20 protein-coding genes are annotated in these 17,420 nt (G+C 66.6%); 11 read left to right on the top strand and 9 right to left on the bottom strand.

What is annotated here, in order from left to right; genetic code table 11:
• Positions 1 to 25: 25 nt before the first annotated feature.
• From AB4Z16_RS19130 to folE, 3 genes are all read right to left on the bottom strand, one after another.
• Complete coding sequence (locus AB4Z16_RS19130) at positions 26 to 997, bottom strand: patatin-like phospholipase family protein (protein WP_441512926.1); 972 nt, start codon at positions 995 to 997, stop codon at positions 26 to 28.
• 204 nt (positions 998 to 1,201) lie between these two features.
• Positions 1,202 to 1,609 (bottom strand): phosphoribosyl-AMP cyclohydrolase, encoded by a 408-nt coding sequence (gene hisI / locus AB4Z16_RS19125; RefSeq protein ID WP_441512925.1) that lies wholly within the window; start codon positions 1,607 to 1,609, stop codon positions 1,202 to 1,204.
• A 76-nt stretch (positions 1,610 to 1,685) separates the two neighbouring features.
• A complete protein-coding gene (gene folE / locus AB4Z16_RS19120) occupies positions 1,686 to 2,330 on the bottom strand; it encodes a GTP cyclohydrolase I FolE (RefSeq protein ID WP_441512924.1) in 645 nt (214 codons plus the stop codon).
• A gap of 185 nt (positions 2,331 to 2,515) precedes the next feature.
• On the opposite strand from folE, the gene AB4Z16_RS19115 reads away from it, so the two are divergent.
• Entirely contained in the window at positions 2,516 to 2,962 is a 447-nt protein-coding gene (locus tag AB4Z16_RS19115) for an iron-sulfur cluster assembly scaffold protein (RefSeq protein ID WP_441512923.1), read from the top strand.
• Here the strand turns inward: AB4Z16_RS19115 and AB4Z16_RS19110 are convergent, their stop codons facing one another.
• Positions 2,963 to 3,724 (bottom strand): phosphatase PAP2 family protein, encoded by a 762-nt coding sequence (locus AB4Z16_RS19110; protein WP_441512922.1) that lies wholly within the window; start codon positions 3,722 to 3,724, stop codon positions 2,963 to 2,965.
• A gap of 136 nt (positions 3,725 to 3,860) precedes the next feature.
• On the opposite strand from AB4Z16_RS19110, the gene yidD reads away from it, so the two are divergent.
• The gene (gene yidD, locus AB4Z16_RS19105; protein WP_441513083.1) at positions 3,861 to 4,208 is read left to right on the top strand and encodes a membrane protein insertion efficiency factor YidD; all 348 of its coding nucleotides are present in this window, start codon (positions 3,861 to 3,863) and stop codon (positions 4,206 to 4,208) included.
• Here yidD and AB4Z16_RS19100 read toward each other — a convergent pair.
• Positions 4,171 to 4,404 (bottom strand): hypothetical protein, encoded by a 234-nt coding sequence (locus AB4Z16_RS19100; RefSeq protein ID WP_441512921.1) that lies wholly within the window; start codon positions 4,402 to 4,404, stop codon positions 4,171 to 4,173. The genes yidD and AB4Z16_RS19100 overlap by 38 nt on opposite strands.
• A 243-nt stretch (positions 4,405 to 4,647) precedes the next feature.
• Here AB4Z16_RS19100 and thrS point away from each other — a divergent pair, with 243 nt between their 5' ends.
• The 5 genes from thrS (at position 4,648) to AB4Z16_RS19075 (ending at position 11,009) form a co-directional block, all read left to right on the top strand.
• Positions 4,648 to 6,645 (top strand): threonine--tRNA ligase, encoded by a 1,998-nt coding sequence (gene thrS / locus AB4Z16_RS19095; protein ID WP_441512920.1) that lies wholly within the window; start codon positions 4,648 to 4,650, stop codon positions 6,643 to 6,645.
• A 163-nt stretch (positions 6,646 to 6,808) separates the two neighbouring features.
• A complete protein-coding gene (locus tag AB4Z16_RS19090; RefSeq protein WP_441512919.1) occupies positions 6,809 to 8,101 on the top strand; it encodes a DUF2157 domain-containing protein in 1,293 nt (430 codons plus the stop codon).
• Positions 8,098 to 8,718, top strand: a complete 621-nt coding sequence (locus tag AB4Z16_RS19085) for a GDYXXLXY domain-containing protein (RefSeq protein WP_441512918.1) — start codon at positions 8,098 to 8,100, stop codon at positions 8,716 to 8,718. Before AB4Z16_RS19090 ends, AB4Z16_RS19085 begins: the two co-directional genes overlap by 4 nt.
• A 315-nt stretch (positions 8,719 to 9,033) precedes the next feature.
• Entirely contained in the window at positions 9,034 to 10,260 is a 1,227-nt protein-coding gene (locus tag AB4Z16_RS19080; protein ID WP_441512917.1) for an OpgC family protein, read from the top strand.
• 23 nt (positions 10,261 to 10,283) lie between these two features.
• On the top strand, positions 10,284 to 11,009 hold the full coding sequence (locus tag AB4Z16_RS19075) for an SGNH/GDSL hydrolase family protein (protein WP_441512916.1): 726 nt from the start codon (positions 10,284 to 10,286) through the stop codon (positions 11,007 to 11,009).
• Positions 11,010 to 11,026: 17 nt separating this feature from the next.
• Here AB4Z16_RS19075 and AB4Z16_RS19070 read toward each other — a convergent pair whose 3' ends face one another.
• Positions 11,027 to 11,941: a hypothetical protein gene (locus AB4Z16_RS19070; protein WP_441512915.1), complete on the bottom strand. Its 915-nt coding sequence runs from the start codon at positions 11,939 to 11,941 to the stop codon at positions 11,027 to 11,029.
• Positions 11,942 to 12,044: 103 nt separating this feature from the next.
• Here AB4Z16_RS19070 and AB4Z16_RS19065 point away from each other — a divergent pair, with 103 nt between their 5' ends.
• The gene (locus AB4Z16_RS19065; protein ID WP_441512914.1) at positions 12,045 to 12,614 is read left to right on the top strand and encodes a nitroreductase family protein; all 570 of its coding nucleotides are present in this window, start codon (positions 12,045 to 12,047) and stop codon (positions 12,612 to 12,614) included.
• Between the two features lies 1 nt (position 12,615).
• Positions 12,616 to 13,224, top strand: coding sequence for a flavin reductase family protein (locus AB4Z16_RS19060; RefSeq protein ID WP_441512913.1), 609 nt, complete (start codon positions 12,616 to 12,618; stop codon positions 13,222 to 13,224).
• An 8-nt stretch (positions 13,225 to 13,232) separates the two neighbouring features.
• Here the strand turns inward: AB4Z16_RS19060 and AB4Z16_RS19055 are convergent, their stop codons facing one another.
• The 3 genes from AB4Z16_RS19055 to AB4Z16_RS19045 are packed head-to-tail and all read right to left on the bottom strand — an operon-like array spanning position 13,233 to position 14,974.
• Entirely contained in the window at positions 13,233 to 13,448 is a 216-nt protein-coding gene (locus AB4Z16_RS19055; protein WP_441512912.1) for a heavy-metal-associated domain-containing protein, read from the bottom strand.
• 19 nt (positions 13,449 to 13,467) lie between these two features.
• On the bottom strand, positions 13,468 to 14,346 hold the full coding sequence (locus tag AB4Z16_RS19050; RefSeq protein ID WP_441512911.1) for an HpcH/HpaI aldolase/citrate lyase family protein: 879 nt from the start codon (positions 14,344 to 14,346) through the stop codon (positions 13,468 to 13,470).
• 4 nt (positions 14,347 to 14,350) lie between these two features.
• Positions 14,351 to 14,974, bottom strand: coding sequence for a MaoC family dehydratase (locus tag AB4Z16_RS19045; protein ID WP_441512910.1), 624 nt, complete (start codon positions 14,972 to 14,974; stop codon positions 14,351 to 14,353).
• Between the two features lie 160 nt (positions 14,975 to 15,134).
• On the opposite strand from AB4Z16_RS19045, the gene AB4Z16_RS19040 reads away from it, so the two are divergent.
• Together AB4Z16_RS19040 and AB4Z16_RS19035 are read left to right on the top strand one after the other, a co-directional pair.
• Positions 15,135 to 16,199, top strand: a complete 1,065-nt coding sequence (locus AB4Z16_RS19040) for a lytic transglycosylase domain-containing protein (protein WP_441512909.1) — start codon at positions 15,135 to 15,137, stop codon at positions 16,197 to 16,199.
• Complete coding sequence (locus tag AB4Z16_RS19035) at positions 16,196 to 17,410, top strand: DUF2336 domain-containing protein (protein WP_441512908.1); 1,215 nt, start codon at positions 16,196 to 16,198, stop codon at positions 17,408 to 17,410. The genes AB4Z16_RS19040 and AB4Z16_RS19035 overlap by 4 nt, the downstream gene beginning before the upstream one ends.
• Positions 17,411 to 17,420 lie beyond the last annotated feature (10 nt).

Below are 17,420 nucleotides of genomic sequence, written 5' to 3'. Positions count from 1 at the left end.
GCGACCCAGCGCGCCCGGCTCGGTTTTAGGGCGCGATATGGTTGGCGGCCACGAGGGCGGCGATATCGTCGAGCACGCGCTGCGCCGCCTGCCGCCCCAACTCGATCGTTTCTTCGGCCCGGTGGAAATCGAACAGGCCGATGCGGCCGAGCTTGGGGCCGATCATGACGTCCGGCGGATCGCCGGCGAGACGCGAGCGCGAGATGCGATCCTGCGTGATGTTGAAGGCATCGATCATCACGCCGGCCAGGCCGGGACGGTTCTCGGCCGGGCGGCCGACGATGTTGCGGACGCGCTTGGCCGCGCCGCTGATGCCGTCAAACCAGCGTGGCTCGGGGCGGATCTCCAACTCCGGGACGAGCGGATCGGGGTCCGAGCCGTGGTTCTGGATGATCGTGCCGCGGCCTGAAAGGTCGTTGTTGAGGTTGACGCAGATCACGATGTCGGCGCCGAGCGCCCGGGCCGCCGTGACCGGCACCGGATTGACCAGCGCGCCGTCCATCAACCAGCGGCCGCCGAGCTTCACCGGGTCGAACACGCCAGGCAGGGCATAGGAGGCGCTCAGCGCCTCGACCAGTGGACCGTGCCTCAGCCAGATCTCGTGGCCGGATCCGAGTTCGGTCGCGATAGCGACGAAGCGATTCGACAATTCCTCGATGCGGATGCCGTCGAGATGCTGGTCGAGCAGGCGTTTCAGCCGTCCGCCAGCGATCAGGCCGGCGCCGCCGATATGGAAATCCATCAGGCCGACGATACGGCGCTTGGTCAGGCTGGTGACGAATTCCGTCAGCTCCGGCAGTTTTCCGGCGGCGAAACAGCCGCCTACCACCGCTCCAATCGAGGTGCCGGCGATCACATCGGGGGCGAAGCCCGCTTCGATCAGGACTTCGAGGGCTCCGATATGGGCCCAGCCCCGCGCCGCGCCGCCGCCGAGCGCCAGCCCGATCTTCGGCCTGAGGGCCGAGGGCTGGTCTTCGATCGAACGCATTTCGTTCATTGCGGCACCACCTCCGCCGAGACCAAAGGCCCGCCGCGCGGCATCGTCCCAGAACATGGACCCATCCCTCCATATGGACTTAGGGTCTCAGAAGCCGATGAGCGAATGGTGAACGGCATGACAGCCGCCATTATCGTCTGCATTTGACGAAACCGTGAAGGTGCCCCGGCGGCATTGCCGATGCGCATGAGCGTCAAGTTCGCCTCAATCGCAGATGAGGAGCGGTTTCTGGGCTCCCTCGCGCAGCGGCTGGAGCCGGTAGAAGCAGGAACAGCGGCCGGTGTGGCAGCAGCCGCCATCGCCGCCGACCTTGACCTTGAGCCAGATCGCATCCTGGTCGCAGTCGACCCGCATCTCGACGATGGTCTGGATCTGGCCGGAGGTGGCGCCCTTGTGCCAGAGCTCCTGGCGCGAGCGGGACCAATACCAGGCCTCGCCGGTCTCGATCGAGCGCTTGAGCGCCTCGGCATTCATATGCGCGACCATCAGCACCGCGCCACTGTCGGCTTCGGTGGCAACGACCGTCACGAGGCCGTTGCCGTCGAAGCGGGGGCTCAGCACCGTGCCCTCCTCGAGGGCATGCCTGTCGGCCGCGGCGGGGAAGAGGCTCATCTCGGCTCCATCGTGGAAAAGGCGCGTCATCCGACGCGCCTTGTAGGAAACTGGCCGCGTGGCGCCAACCGCCGGGCTACAGCCCAGGCGACTTCACCATCGTGAAGAAGCGGACCTGCTCGGCCGGATCATCGCGGAAGACGCCGCGATACTGCGTCGTCATGGTCGAGGAGCCCTGCTTCTGCACGCCGCGCATCGACATGCACATATGCTCGGCCTCGACGAGGACGGCGATGCCGCGCGGCTCCAGCGCCTCTTCGATCACATCCGCGATCTGGGCGGTCATCGTCTCCTGCGTCTGCAGGCGCCGGGCATAGACGTCGACGATGCGGGCAAGCTTGGAGAGCCCGACCACGCCCTTCGACGGGTAGTAGCCGATATGCGCCTTGCCGACGAAGGGCACCATGTGATGTTCGCAATGCGAATAGAACGGGATGTCGCGCACCAGAATCATATCCTGGTAGCCGTCGACCTCCTCGAAGACGCGGTCGAGGATGTCATGAGGATCCTCTGCGTAGCCGCTGTAGAGTTCTCTATAAGCCTTGGCGACGCGCTGCGGCGTCTCGACGAGGCCCTCCCGCGACGGATCGTCGCCGGCCCAGAGAATGAGGGTGCGGACCGCGGCTTCGGCCTCTTCCCGCGTTGGCTTGCGAACCAGAAACTTGTCAGCGGAGGGGCCGACGGCCCCCTCGACGGACAAGGACTTAACCACAGGGATCATGTGGTGCCTCCCGTTGGGACGATGGAGGCCACGCGCCCGGCGGCCAAGCGACCGCGACCGCGAGGCCGTTGCGACAAGTTTCACGCCCACTGGCGGAAGAGGTGTCCATGCCCTCCCGTTTTACGGCGATCAACCCTATATTGGATCTCCAGGCCGGTCATTCCAGATCGGCGAGAGATCAAGCCATGCTGGACGACGTCTACAACAAGCGCATCCTCTCGCTAGCCGCCAACATCCCCCTGCTGCAACGCTTGCCGTCTCCGGACGCCACGGCGCGGGCTCATTCGAAGCTATGCGGCTCGACCGTGACAGTCGATGTCACCATGGAGGGCGATGTCGTCACCGGCTTCGGCCATGACGTAAAGGCCTGCGCGCTCGGACAGGCCTCCTCCTCGATCATGGCACGGCATGTCGTCGGTTCGACGGCGGAGGAGCTGCGCCGGGTGCGCGAGCAGGCCCGCGCCATCCTGAAGGAGAATGCGGAGCCGCCGGAGGGCAAATGGGCCGATCTTGCCGTGCTCGTGCCGGTGCGTGACTTCAAGGCGCGCCATGCCTCGACGATGTTGACCTTCGATGCGGTGGTCGATGCGATCGACCAGATCGAGGCGCGCCGGCGCGAGGCCGCCGCCTGATCACTTCACGCCGAAGGCGACCTTGATCTCCGGAATCGTCTCGTCGAAGCGGGCTTTGAAGGCGCGTTCAGCCAAGAGGGCCTTGGCGACGGCGCGCCCGACCTTGTCGCCCGCGACGAGATCGCTTGGGAAATGGAAGCCGCAGATCAGGCGGCTCTCGTCATAGCTCTTCACGCGCTCCTCGAGCTTGTCGGCCATCGAGGGGACCGCCGCCTTGAGCAGTTCCGCATAGAGCGCAGCCGTCGCCGCGTGGGCGGAAGGGAAGGAGGTACCCTCCGGGCGCGCGCCGGGGCAGGGCTTGACGCGCACCTTGGACCAGAGCTGGAAGGGGCGCGTGCGGCTCGTCAGGCGGTGGACGCTCTTCAGCAGGATGCCGAGCTCGACCTGTGCCTCGCGGAACAGCAGGCGCACCTCGCGGTGGGTGTTGTCGACATAGTTCGTTTCCATGCCGTTCAGGAAGTTGACCAGCCCCTGGCGCTGGTCGGCGATCGCCTGCTTCTCGCGCTCGGGCGTGCGATTGAGCGTCAACTGCTGCACCTGCTCGAACTCGGTCTTGGCTTCCGGGCTGTTCTGCGCCGGCGGCAGGCCGATGATATGCGCGATGTCGAGCTTGGAGCCATCGAGCCAGAGCAGGTATGGCCGCTGCTGGGCCGAGGCAGGCGCGGCGAGGCCGAGGCTCAACGCCAGTGCGACACCCGCAAGAGCCTTGCGCAGGTGGACCGGGCGAAGGAGGGCATGGCGAAATCGAGCGGCGCGCATCATGTTTCCGGTGTCGGGCAATCGAAAAAACGGGAATGGAAAGCGGGTTCTGGTGGCGGCTGAACAAAACGAAGCAGACGATCTATTCCAGCGTCTCTTTGTTAAGCAAAGATTTTCGCGCTTGCGAAGGCTTACGCTTTTGCCGCGCCGTTCTGCACATTTCGCAATACGCGGCTATCAGCTCAGTCTTTCCATGCTGGTCGGGCGCCATTGCCGGCATTGGCCGAGCTGCTCCGCCTATACCGACGAGGCGATCCAGCGCTTCGGCTTGTGGCGCGGCGGCTGGGTAGGCGTTGCGCGGATTTGTCGCTGCAACCCGTGGGGAACGAGCGGCGTCGATATCGTCTGCGAGCAGCTACCCGCGGATGCAAACTGGTATCGACCGTGGCGGTACGGGCGCTGGCGCGGCACCTATGTGCCTGAAACGGAGAGGCTCGCCTCGCCGGGCCCTACGACTTCCCCTGGCGCTGGGCCTGGCCAGCCTTGAGCGCGTCCTTGCAGCCATCCGAGAAAGAAGCCTCCTTCCCGCGCATGCAGGCGAGCAGGCGGCCGCCGCCGGGCCTGATGCCGGGGCAGTTCTTTTCGAAATCCGCCTGGCAGGCAGCGCGCACCGCAGCCTGACCCTGAGCGAGGGCCGGGACCGAAACGGCAAGCAGGAGAGCGGCGAGCGCGATGCGGATCATGGGCGGTTCTTTCCGGATGGGGTTCAGGAGCCTCGAGCCTGATTGCAGCATGTTTGCGGGCGGCTGACCATCGCATGACAAATCGGCGAGCTCGCGGTCTCCGTGATTGCGCGCTGTCGCCCCGTCGTATAGGCGAGGGCCTCTCGCGCGCGCCGAACCGGCTGCGGGCTCGCGCGCTATTCCGACAGGCAGCCGGCCTTGACTTACGGGGTTCGTATCCCCGAGTGAGCAGGAGCGCGATCGATGACGATCTCCCTGACATTTCCCGACGGCGCCAAGCGCGAGTTTCCCTCCGGCATCACCGGGGTTGATATCGCCAAGGGCATTTCCCCCTCTCTCCTGAAGCGCACCGTCGCGATGACGCTCGACGGCACGGTCGTCGATCTCGCCGACCCGATCGAGCGCGACGCGAAGATCGAGTTCCTGAACCGGGAAGACCCGCGTTCGCTCGAGCTGATCCGGCACGACACCGCGCACGTGCTCGCCGAAGCCGTGCAGGAGCTTTTCCCCGGCACGCAGGTGACGATCGGCCCCGTCATCGAGAACGGCTTCTTCTACGATTTCGCCCGCAACGAGCCCTTCACCCCGGAGGACTTCCCGGCGATCGAGAAGAAGATGCGCGAGATCATCGCGCGCGACAAACCCTTCACCAAGGAAGTCTGGAGCCGCGACAAGGCCAAGGATTTCTTCGCCCAGAAGGGGGAGGCCTACAAGGTCGAACTGGTCGATGCCATTCCGGCGGACCAGACCCTGAAGATGTATGCGCAGGGCGACTGGATCGACCTGTGCCGCGGCCCGCACATGACCTCGGTCGGCAAGGTCGGCAACGCGTTCAAGCTGATGAAGACGGCCGGAGCCTATTGGCGCGGCGACAGCAACAACGCGATGCTGACCCGTATCTACGGCACCGCCTTCGCCAAGCAGGAAGAACTCGACGCCTATCTCAAGCAGCTTGAGGAGGCCGAGAAGCGCGACCACCGCAAGCTCGGCCGGGAGATGGACCTGTTCCACTTCCAGGAGGAGGGGCCGGGCGTCGTGTTCTGGCACTCCAAGGGCTGGCGGCTCTTCCAGGAGATCATCGCCTATATGCGCCGGCGTCTCGCCGCCGACTATGAGGAGGTGAACGCGCCGCAGATCCTCGACAAGTCGCTCTGGGAGACCTCCGGCCACTGGGGCTGGTACCAGGACAACATGTTCGCGGTGAAATCGGCTGCGGCCTTCGAGAACCCGGCCGATGCCGAGCGCGACCACCGCGTCTTCGCACTGAAGCCGATGAACTGCCCCGGCCACGTCCAGATCTTCAAACACGGGCTGAAGAGCTACCGCGACCTGCCGATCCGGCTTGCCGAATTCGGCAATGTCCATCGCTACGAGCCATCAGGCGCGCTGCATGGGCTGATGCGCGTGCGCGGCTTCACGCAGGACGACGCGCATATCTTCTGCACCGAGGAGCAGCTTGCGGCCGAGTGCATGAAGATCAACGACCTGATCCTCTCGGTCTACGAAGATTTCGGCTTCACTGACGACCTCGTCATCAAGCTCTCGACCCGGCCGGAGAAGCGCGTCGGCTCCGACGCGGTTTGGGACCATGCCGAGGAGGTGATGGGCAGGGTGCTGGAGCAGATCGCAAAGCAATCCGGCAACCGGATCAAGACCGAGATCAGTCCGGGCGAGGGCGCCTTCTACGGGCCGAAGTTCGAATATGTGCTGCGCGATGCCATCGGCCGCGACTGGCAGTGCGGCACGACGCAGGTCGACTTCAACCTGCCAGAGCGTTTCGGCGCCTTCTATATCGGTGCCGACGGCGAGAAGAAGCAGCCGGTCATGGTCCATCGCGCGATCTGCGGCTCGCTGGAACGCTTCACCGGCATCCTGATCGAGCACCATGCCGGGCATTTCCCGCTGTGGCTGGCGCCGGAGCAGGTCATCGTCGCGCCGATCACATCGGATGCCGACGGCTATGCCGAGGAGGTTACGATGGCTCTGATGGGCGCGGGGCTGCGCGCCCGCGCCGATCTGCGCAACGAGAAGATCTCGTACAAGGTGCGCGAGCATTCGCTGGCGAAGGTCCCGGTCATCATCGCCGTCGGCAGGCGCGAGGCCGAGGAGAAGACCGTGACGGTCCGCCGCCTCGGCAGCCAGGCGCAGACGGTGATGCCGCTGTCGGAAGCGCTCGCCGCGCTGGTGCAGGAGGCGTCGGCGCCGGACCTCGCGCGGAGGAAGTCAGCTAAGGCGGCGTGACCTGTCCCCCCGTCATGCCCGGGCTTGACCTCGGGCATCTCGGGCAAGAGAGGCTCGCACCCTCTGAGCGATTCTCGGGCCGAAGCCTTGCTTCGCCCGAGAATGACGGTCGTTGGAGCGCACCCCTAGCAAAAGCCGCTGCGTCCATGCCAGATTGCCGGCGATGCTGACGGGTTCCTATCGCAAGCGGCTCGAGGCCGATCTCATCCGCTGGGTCGATGGCGGGCTGCTCAGTGCGGAGAGCGCCGGTGCGATCCGTCGCTCCGTTGCCCGAGAGCATGGCGGCTTCGGCCTGCCGGCACTGCTCGGCTTGCTTGGCGGGTTGCTGATCGCGTCGAGCGTCGCCGCCTTCATCGCGGCAAACTGGGAGGCGATTCCGCGCCTCACCAAGCTCGGCATGATCCTCGCGAGCATCGCGGTCTGCTTCGCGCTGGCCTTCCGGCTGGAGCGCGGCGGCTCGGCCCGCGGGAGCGATGCGGCCGTGACCTGCGGCGTGCTGATCTTCGGCGCCGGGGTCGCGCTCGTCGGGCAGATGTACCATCTGCCTGCGGATTGGGCCGGTGGGGCCGTTCTGGTCGCGCTCGGGGCGCTGGCGGCCGCCTTCCTGATGCGGTCGAGCGGAGCTCTCGCCATCGCTTTCGTCGCCATCTGTGCCTGGAGCTTCGGGCGCTGGGAGGAGGCGCGCGGCGGCGCCCATTTCGAATTCTTCATCCTCTATCTGCCGGCGCTCTGGCTGGCGCTGTCGCGCAACAATCGGCTGATCCAGCATCTTGCCGTGCTCGCCGGTGCGTTCTGGATCGGCATGGCGCCCGGCTACTGGCTGTTCTTGCGGTTCGATTATGGATTGCTGGCCTATGGCCTGGCCGTCTCGGCCGCTTACGTCGCGCTGGGCGCGATTGCGCTCGACCGGGGCGGTCCAGGCCTGCTGACGGCCTGCCTGCCATGGGGCCTGTTCGGACTCGTGGTCGTTCTCAACGCCGAGCTGATCCGCATCCTCGACAATGACGAGGCCCGCGCCGGCCATGCCTTCCTCTTCGTGTTCTATGCCTATGCCGTTGCCGTCCCGCTCGCGCTCCTGGCCGGTGTGACGGCCCGCGACCGGCGCTTCACCTGGCCACTGGCGGCTGCGCTGGCGCTGGCGCTGCTGGTCCCGGCGGTGTTCTGGAGCGGCATTGCGACCGGCATGCCCGGCAAGATCGTGGTGGCGAGCCTCATCCTTCTGGCGGCGACGGCCCTCATGGTCGCCGGAGCCGCGGGCGGCATTCGTCGGCTCGTGATGGCGGGCTCCATCCTGTTCGGCATCACGATCCTGATCCTGCTCTGGCAGACGATCGGCACGCTGCTGGACCAGTCGCTGTTCTTTCTCGTCGCGGGGGCGGCGCTGCTGGCGGTTGCTTCCGGTGCCCGCCGCCTGTTCGCGCGGCTGAACCCGCCTGCCGAGGCGGAGGCCGCATGATGCGCCCGTTCTCGGCCGATGCGATCGCCGCGAAAGTGCCGCTGCTCTGGCGGGCCGTCGCCGCCGCGCTGCTGCTCGGGCTCGCCCTGCTGGCGCTGGTGGAACAGCGGGCGCGCATCCTCCGCAACGGGGCGGAGATCCGGCTGAAAACGGTGCCTGTCGATCCGCGCGATCTCTTCCGCGGCGATTATGTCGTGCTCGCCTATCCGATCAGCATGGTCGAGACGGGGCCGGAGGGCGCGCGGCCCTATCAGCGCGGGGAAAGCGTGTTCGTCACGCTCGGCCGCGACGAGCAAGGCTTCGCGCGTGCGCTCGGCGTTTCGCGCGAATGGCCGAAAGGCAGCGGCGAAGCGGTGGTGATCGCCGGGCGCGTGACGTCGATCGGAGGCTGCGCGATCAATGCCAATGGCGAGACCGATTGCAGCCGAAACGGCAGCCGCCTGCGCATCGCCTATGGGCTAGAGAGCTACTTCGTGCCGCAGGGCGAGGGCAAGGCGATCGAGACCACCGAAAAGGCTCGCATCGAGGTCGTCGCGGCCGTGTCGCCGTCGGGCGAGGCGGCGATCAAGCGCCTGCTGATCGACGGCAAGCAGGTCTATCAGGAGCCGCCCTACTGACGGGCGTGCGGACCGCCAATCAGCGGTTGTGGCCGATTCAAGTGACGGTCTGAAAGAGCCGGCGAACGAGCGGATCACGTTGCCGTGTCGTCGGACGCTTGTATGCCACGCGTCTCACCTCCGCCGCAAAGCGGCAGAATGGTCGCCACACGCGCTTGTGACAACGCGCCGCGTGACGCGACTCCTCTTCAGTTATATGAACGCCAGATGAACAGACTCGACAGGGAATGTTCATGTGAAGGCCCGCCCGCGGGGAACCGCGACCAGTTACCCGCGTTCCGCCCGAGCCTCTCCTCGCTGCTGAAGGACAGCCCCGTGTCGTCCATCCCCTCCTTCAGTCGCTTCCTGCTTCTCGGCCAGCCGGCTGACGGCATGGCGCGCCCTGCCGGCGGGAGGGATGCGCGGATCGACGTGGTGCGCGGACTGGCGCTGCTGATCATCTTCATCAACCACATGCCGGGAAACGTGGTGTCGGCCTATATGCCGCACAGCTACGGCTTCTCCGACGCCGCCGACATCTTCGTCCTGCTGGCCGGCGTCTCGGCGGCCCTGGCCTATGGCGGGGTGATCGAGAAGCGCGGCCTCTCCCTCGCAGCGCTCAAGCTCGGCGGGCGAATCTGGACGCTCTACATCGCGCATATCGCGGTGTTCGTGCTCGTCTGCGGGGTCGTCGCCACCGCGGTCACGCAGACGCAGAACCCGCTCTATATCGAGACGATCAATATCCAGCCCTTCTTCCGCGATACGGGCGAGGCGCTGATCGGCGCGCTGACCTTGACCTATCAGCCTTCCTATCTCGACATCCTGCCGCTCTACATCGTGCTGCTCGCCCTGTTCCCGGCGATCTACTATGCGGTGCGGATCAGCCCGCTGCTGACGCTCGCCATCTCGCTGGCGATCTGGCAGGCCGCGGTCGCCTTAGAACTCAACCTGCCGAACGGCGGTGCCGGCGTCTGGTTCTTCAACCCCTTCGCCTGGCAGGTCGTCTTCACGGTGGGGATCATCATCGGCCGGGCGGCGCAGCTCGGCGTCGCCGCGCCGCGGTTGCTGTGGCTCGACGTGGCCGCCGTCGCGTTTCTCGTCTTCGCCTGGGCGGTGAAGATATCGACCGGCAACCCGACGGGCATCGGCGCGTTGAATGACTGGTTCGATTCCGTCCAGCTTGGCTCCGACAAGACCAATCTGGCCTGGACGCGGCTGATGCATATCGGGGCGCTCGCCTGGCTGGCGATCCGCTGGCTGCCTTCCGGTGCGGCGATGGCGAAGCCTGCGCTCGGCCGCGCGCTGGCTTCGGCGGGGCAGAATTCGCTGCATGTGTTCTGCGTCGGGATCGTGCTCTCGATCATCGGCCAGATCGTTCTGGCGGAAACATCCTTCGCACTCAGCGTTCAGTTGCTGATTTGCACTGCGGGCATTAGTATTTTGACAGGGTTAGGGATTTTCCTGTCGTGGTACCACTCGGTCACGAAACGCGGCGCAAGCGCCGAACCTGTCCCGGCCCGTGGCGCGCAGGCGCCGCGGCCCTCCTTGTCTTCGCCCTGAATTCGTCCTCCTTTGCGGCGCCGATGCCGGTGCCAGCCGACACGCGTTGCCGTGCGGATGCGACCAAGGCTGCCTTCCAGCCGACTCTGCCAGCCGCGCGCAAGGCCCTGCAGGAAACCGGCAAGCTGACGATCGTGGCGCTCGGTTCGTCCGCTACGGCCGGTTCCGGAGCCAGCGCCGAGGACAAGAGCTATCCGTCGGTGCTCCAGACCGAGCTCAGACGCCGCCTGCCCGGTGCCGAGGTCAACGTCGTCAATAAGGGCGTCGGCGGCCAGTCGGCCTATGACATGCTGCTGCGCATGCAGGCGGATGTCATCGACGAGAAGCCTGCGATCGTGATCTGGCAGACCGTCATCAACGATGCGATACGCGATATCGGCGAGGAGAAGCTCGCCAAGATCCTGAACAAGGGCATCGGCAAGGCGCGCGCCGCCGGGATCGACATGGTGCTGATGGATCTGCCCTGGCTGCCGCGCGAGGGGCGCTATCCGCATTACGACGATTATCGCGCCGTCCTGATGAGGACGGCCCAGGAGCAGGGCATCTCGCTCTTCCCGCGCTACGCGTTGATGAAGGGCTGGTCGAATTCGCGCCAATTCACGCCGGAGGAGCTGGTCGGCATGGACGGGTTGCATCTGGTCGATGCCGGCTATCGCTGCCTGGGCCTGCGCCTCGCCGACGGGATCGTCTCCGGCATCGGCAATGTCCGGATCGAGACGGCAGGCCGCGAGACGAAGCCGGTGAACTGAGCGCCGTTGGGGGGCGACTATTTCGCGAGAACCTCGATATCGCGGTCGGAGCCCGACTCGACCTTGAAGTCGCGCGAGTAGACCTGCCCCTCCTGCCGGGCGATCAGGACATAGTCGCCCTCGGCCAGGATAACCTGCGGGAAGGCGCCGATCGCCTCGCGGATGACGTCGCCGCCCGGCGTCAGCACGCTGAAGGCGGTGCCGGCGAAGGCCTCGCCTCCGGCACTGGCGACGAGCTTCAGGGTGACCTTGGCGGCACGGTGATGCAGCGTCGCTTCGGTGACCTTGCCGGTCTCGACCTTCACGTCGGCGCGCTGGATGGCGTTGGAATCGCCGTAGGTGGAGACGACGTGATAGGTGCCCTCGGGCAGGCGGATGATCTCGCCGGCCTTGGCGCCGCTGGTGATGAGCCGCCCTTCCGAGTTTCCCTGCAAGGGTACGAACACCGAGAAGGTGAGCTGCCCGGCCGGGATCGGCGCATCGCCGATCGAGCCCGCCAGCGAGAGCGCGCCGGCGCTGATCTGCACCTGATCGCGCAGCCCCTGCGCACCCAGGCTGACGCGCTTTGTGCCGCTGGCGAAGCCATAGGCGGCGTGGATGATGTAGTTGCCCGGCGGCAGCGAGAAGCTGGGCTCGGACTCGGAGGAGCGCGCGATGATTTTCGGGGCCGACCCGTCCACGGTTTCGCCGAGGATGCGCCAGTTCAACCCGGACTTGATCGGCCTGCGATCGTTCGCGAACTGCGCGGAGACGCTGAGCCTGGCCTGCGCGCTGAGAGCGCCGGGGGCCGCGGGAGCCTGGGCGTCCGCACCAGGGCCGGTGTCGGGCGTCGTGGCCTGGGCCGAGGCCGAAGCCGGCGAGAGGAGGACGGCCACGGCGAAGACGACGCCGGCGAGGCGGCGGCCAGCTTCAAAACCATCCAATTCAAACATGATTTCCGTCCTTGGCGCCCCTGCGGCCATGTATGAGCAGGCGCGCTTGTCCTCATCATGGCGAAGGAATAGGTCAATTCCATCGCCACCATCCGGATGTTTCATGACCGATACGCTCTCTCTGCTCAAGCTGCGTCGCTCTGTGCCGCCGCAGTTCCTCTCCGCTCCGGGGCCGCAGGGCGCCGAGCTCGACGAATTGCTCGCGATCGCTGCGCGCGTGCCGGACCACGGCAAGCTGACGCCCTGGCGCTTCATCATCTTCGCCGGCGCGGCGCGCGAGGAGGCGGCCGAGCAGGTCGCGCGGATCTATCGCGAGAAGAATCCGCAGGCGAGCGACGATCAAGTCGCGTTCGAGCGCAAGCGGCTGCTGCATGCACCCGTCATCGTGGCGGTGGTCTCGCGGGCGCGGGCGCACGTCAAGATCCCGCTCTGGGAGCAGGAGCTTTCGGCAGGCGCCGTCTGCATGAACATGCTCGTGGCCGCCTACGCCATGGGCTATGGCGGCTCCTGGCTGACGAACTGGTTCTCCTTCGACCGCGAGGTGATGACCGCGTTCGGGCTCGCCGAAGACGAGCGGATGGCCGGCTTCATCCATCTCGGCACGCCGACCGCACCGATCACCGATCGAGACCGCCCGGTGATGGCTGACATCGTCAGCTATTACGGAGCCTGACGTGACTTATTATTCCGCGACGAAGGACGATCTCGGCCTCGCTTACGACCCGTTCAAGGCGATCGTGGCGCCGAGGCCGATCGGCTGGATCACGGCGCTGAGCGCGAAGGGCGAGGTCAATCTCTCGCCCTACAGTTTCTTCAACGCCATCTCGTCGCGGCCCAACATCGTGATGTTCTCTTCGGAGGCCAAAAAGGATGCGGTCTCCTTCATCGAGGAGACCGGTGAGTTCACCTGCTCACTGGTGACGAAGGCCTTGGCCCACCCGATGAACCTGACCTCGGCGCCGCTGCCGCGCGGCGAAAGCGAGTATGTTCATGCCGGGCTCGAGATGGCGCCGTCGCGCTTCGTCAAGCCGCCGCGCGTGGCAGGCACGCCGGCTGCGCTCGAATGCAAGCTGCTGTCGATCCAGCAGCTTCATGATCTCGACGGCAACGCCGTGCCGCGCTGGATGGTGCTGGGGCAGGTCGTCGGCACCTTCATCGACGATGCCTTCGTCAAGAACGGGCGCTTCGACACGGCCGGCGCCAATCCGATCGCGCGCTGCGGTTATGCCGATTATGCCGAGGTGACGAGCCTGTTCTCGATCCAGCGGCCGGCGGGCGGATGAGCGAAGCCTCAGCCCTCGGCCAGCGGCCCCTGGGCGCGATAGTCGCCGAGTTGGGCGAGGGCGCGATTGATCGCCTCGGCGTCGAGGGTGACGCCATCCGGCAAGGTCAGTTGAGGCGGGTCGAGCGTCACTTTCGCGCCTGGAGCGAGAGCCGTGGCCGCCTGCTGGACGCGCGAGGCGCAGCCGCCGCAATGCATGCCCGAAATCGCAAAAACCTGAGTCATCCGAATCACCTCCGGTCGATCATTCAGCCAGTTTCTGAGCGCGTGCGAGAAGCCGTTGCGCCCTGACCAGATGGGGACGATCGAGCATTTCGCCATCGAGGCCGATGACGCCGGCACCGGGATTGGCCGCGAATAGCGCGACGATCTGCTCCGCTTTGGCGAGAGCGGCCGGCGAGGGTGAAAAGATCTCGTTGATCGGCGCGACCTGCGCGGGATGGATCGCCATCTTGCCGGTGAAGCCGTCGCGCCGCGCCGCGAGGCATTCGGCGCGGAAGGCGACTTCGTCGCGGAAATTGGTAAAGACGGTGTCGATCGCCTCGACCTGCGCAGCCGTCGCCCCGAACAGGGTGAGCGAGCGGGCAAGGCGATACGGATCGGTGTAAGAGCCATCCTCCAGCCGATTGGTCTCCGCGCCGAGATCGGCCGACAGGTCCTCGGCTCCCCAGGTCAGCGCCATCAGCCGGTGCGAGGAGCGGCTATAGCTGCCGAGCCCGAAGATGCCCTTGGCGTTCTCGGTGGCGATGGGCACAATCCGCGTGGTGCCGTCGGGCAGGTCCGACTCCGCCTCGCGCACGGCGATCTTGGCGGCGAGGTGGCCGACATCGGCGCCGCCTTCGGATTTCGGCAGCATGATCGCGTCCGGCGCACCGGGCATGACGGTGTCGAGATCGGCATCGCTCATGCCCGTCGTAAGACCGTTGATGCGCACGATTAGCAGCGGGCGCGCCGGCAACGGGCGGGTGGCATCCAGGAAGGCGCGGGTGATCTCGCGCGCCTGCGGCTTGGCATCGAGTGCGACGGAGTCTTCCAGGTCGAGGATCAGCGCGTCGGCGCCGCTATCCAGGCCCTTCTGCTGCTTCTTCGGGCTGTCGCCCGGCACGAACAGGAGCGAGCGCATGCCGTCAGACCGCGATCGTGGCCGGGGCGGGGCGCTTGCGCATGAAGGCCTGGCGCCGGCACTGGGCGACGAGCGTGCCGTCCTGCTTGTACGCCTTGTGCAGGAAGTCGACGATTCCGGCATCGGGCCGCGAGCGCGACTCGCGCTTGGCGACGATTTCGGTGGTGCAGTTCACGGTGTCGCCCTCGAAGAGCGGGGCGGGGAAGACGACGTCGGTCATGCCGAGATTGCCGATGGTGGTGCCGACGGTGGTGTCGTTGACGGAAATGCCGATCATTAGCCCGAGCGTGAAGAGCGAGTTCATCAGCGGCTTGCCCCATTCCGTCTCGGTCGCGCAGAAATGTGCATCGATATGAAGCGGTTGCGGGTTGAGCGTCATGTTGGAGAACAACATGTTGTCCATCTGCGTGACGGTTCGGGTCAAGCCGTGCTCGATCACTGCACCGACCTGAAAATCCTCGAAATAGATACCGCCGCGCTTGTGACGCACCACATCCGTCATCGACGCCTCCGCCTTCGCATCGCCCGCCGGCCAGATTGCCAGGCGTCCTATCGGGCGCGGGGGCAATCTATCTCCTTGTTTGGCATCGGATCGAAAACTGGAGCCCAGTTTTCGATCCGGTGCCATAGCCGGCACGAGAAGTCGTAGAATGCCATCCGCCGGGAGGGAAGCGGAAAGCGCGGCGTTAAGCTTCGGGGAGGGGCCTTAACGGTTCGCTTACCATAATGGAGCATTGTTTTGATTGCGCTTTCCGCAGTGCGTGGAAGCCGCATGCCGAAGGCTCGAGATGTTCCTGTTCACCACGCCGCAGACCCGCGACGCGCAGCCAGCCAATCCGGTCGTCAGCGCCATCCGTCAAGGCGCGGAGCGGACAGGTGCGGGCTTCGACTACCTGCTCAAGACGGCGCAGCGCGAATCTTCGCTGGAGCCGGACGCCAAGGCCAAGACGTCGAGCGCGACCGGGCTTTTCCAGTTCATCGAGCAGACCTGGCTGTCCATGGTGAAGCAGGAGGGGCCGAAGCAGGGCCTCTCGCAATATGCCGATGCGATCTCCGAGAGCGGCGGGCGCCTGACGGTCGCCGACCCTTCCGCGCGCGAGAAGATCCTGCAATTGCGCAATGATCCGCAGGTTGCCGCGCTGATGGCCGGCGCGCTGACGCAGAAGAATCGCGACCAGCTTGCCGGCGCCCTCGGGAGGCAGCCGCAGGCCGGCGAGCTCTATATGGCGCATGTGCTCGGTGCGCGCGGCGCTTCCGACCTGATCAAGGCGGCGGCCAGCGATCCCAACCGTGTCGCGGCGCGCGACTTTCCGGAGGCCGCAGCGGCCAACCGGTCGATCTTCTACGACAAGGCGGGCCAGGCCCGCAGCGTCCAGGAGGTCTATGGCGTGCTGGCGGCGAGCCATGCCAGCACCCAGGTCGCGGCCAATGTCACGCAGAACGCGCAGGCAGGGCAGGGCGATATTCCGCAGGCCGAGATCGCCGTCGGCTTGCGCGAGGGCCGCGCGAAGGGGCTCGTCGGCCTGTTCTCCACCAATGGTTCGCGCGATCCTGTCTCGAAGGCCGTCGCAAATCTCTGGACGACGCCGAGCCGAGGCGGCACGCGCTTGGCTTCGCTCGATGGCGGGGAGCGCTATTTCCCACGCCCCGGTGCGACGTCGGCGTCGGATGCGAGCGCCTCGACCGGTAGCGCTGCGGCTGTCGATCCCGGCAAGATGGTCAACGCGCCGTTGCCGCCGTCGCGGCCGAGCGACCTGTCCCCGACCACGGCTGCAGTGTCGCAGACGGTGGGGAAAGCGCGTCGTGGCCCGCTCGACCTGTCGTCCTTCATGATCCAGCGGGGGGGAGCATGATTGTTCGCCGTTTCCTGCTCTGGGCCCGGACCGCACCGGCCGAAGCGCGTGCCTCGGGCGCCGCCGCGCTTGCGGGCGCCTATCTCCGTTCCGGCATGTCGGATGAGGACCGCCGCGAGGCTGAAACGGCGTTGATCGCGCTGATCGACGACCCGTCGCCGCTGGTTCGACGGGCGATCGCCGAGGAAATGGCGCCCTCGATGCGTACGCCGCGCAACCTCGCGCTCGGCCTGATCGCGGATCAGAGCGATGTGGCGGCGCTGGTCCTGGCGCATTCGCCGGTGCTGACTGAGGCCGATCTGGTCGATGCGGCAGCGGTCGGCGACACGCTGGCACAGCGCGCCATTGCGGGGCGTCGCTGCCTGCCGGTCAGCGTCTGCGCGGCATTGGCGGAGGTCGGTTGCGAAGAGGCGCTGATCACGCTTGCGGGCAATCGCACCGCGGAAATTCCCGACTTCTCGTTCGAACGCATGGTCCAGCGCTGCGGCGACAGCGGTGCGCTGCGCGAGGCGCTCCTGGAGCGGGGGGACCTGCCCGCTGGACTACGTCAGGTCATCGCTGCACGGGTGTCGGATACGCTTGCAAGCTTCGTCACCGGTTGCGGTTGGCTGACGGCCGAGCGCAGCGCCCGCCTCGCCCGCGAGGCCACCGAGCGCGTCGCCGTGGCGCTGGCGGCGGGAGGCGAGGCGACGGATGCACCGGCAATCGTCGAGGTCTTGCGCGCGACCGGGCGGCTGACGCCGGGCCTGATGCTGCGTTCCCTTCTGAGCGGCGAGCCGGCGTTGGCGGAGGCCGCCTTCGTGTCGCTTTCCGATTTGCCGGCTGCGCGGGTCGCGGCCTTGCTGCGGGACAGGCGTGGTGCCGGGCTCAAGGCGCTGTGCCGCAAGGCCGGACTGCCGGCCGCGCTGGAACCGGCCTTCACGGCCGCAATCCTGGCGCTCAATGCCCGCGGCTTCGACGTTGGCGGTGCGCGGCACGGCATCGACCGCGACCTGTTGCGCGACGTCCTGATCGTCTGCGAGGCGATGGAAGGTTCGGAAGCCGACGCGCTCATGGCGCTGCTGCGACGCATGGATGCCGAAGCCGCCCGCGACGAGGCGAAGGCTCTGGCGGATTCGTTCGCGGACGATGCGGCGCTTGCCCTGCTGATCGAAGCCGATCCGGCCTTCCTGGTCGAGCTCGAAGCGGCCGATCTCCGCGACGCGGCCTGAGGCCGGGCGC

The organism is Allobosea sp. TAF32 (assembly GCF_052113585.1).
In the GTDB taxonomy this organism is placed as follows: Bacteria; Pseudomonadota; Alphaproteobacteria; order Rhizobiales; family Beijerinckiaceae; genus Allobosea.
This window is presented reverse-complemented; position numbering and strand designations above follow the sequence as displayed.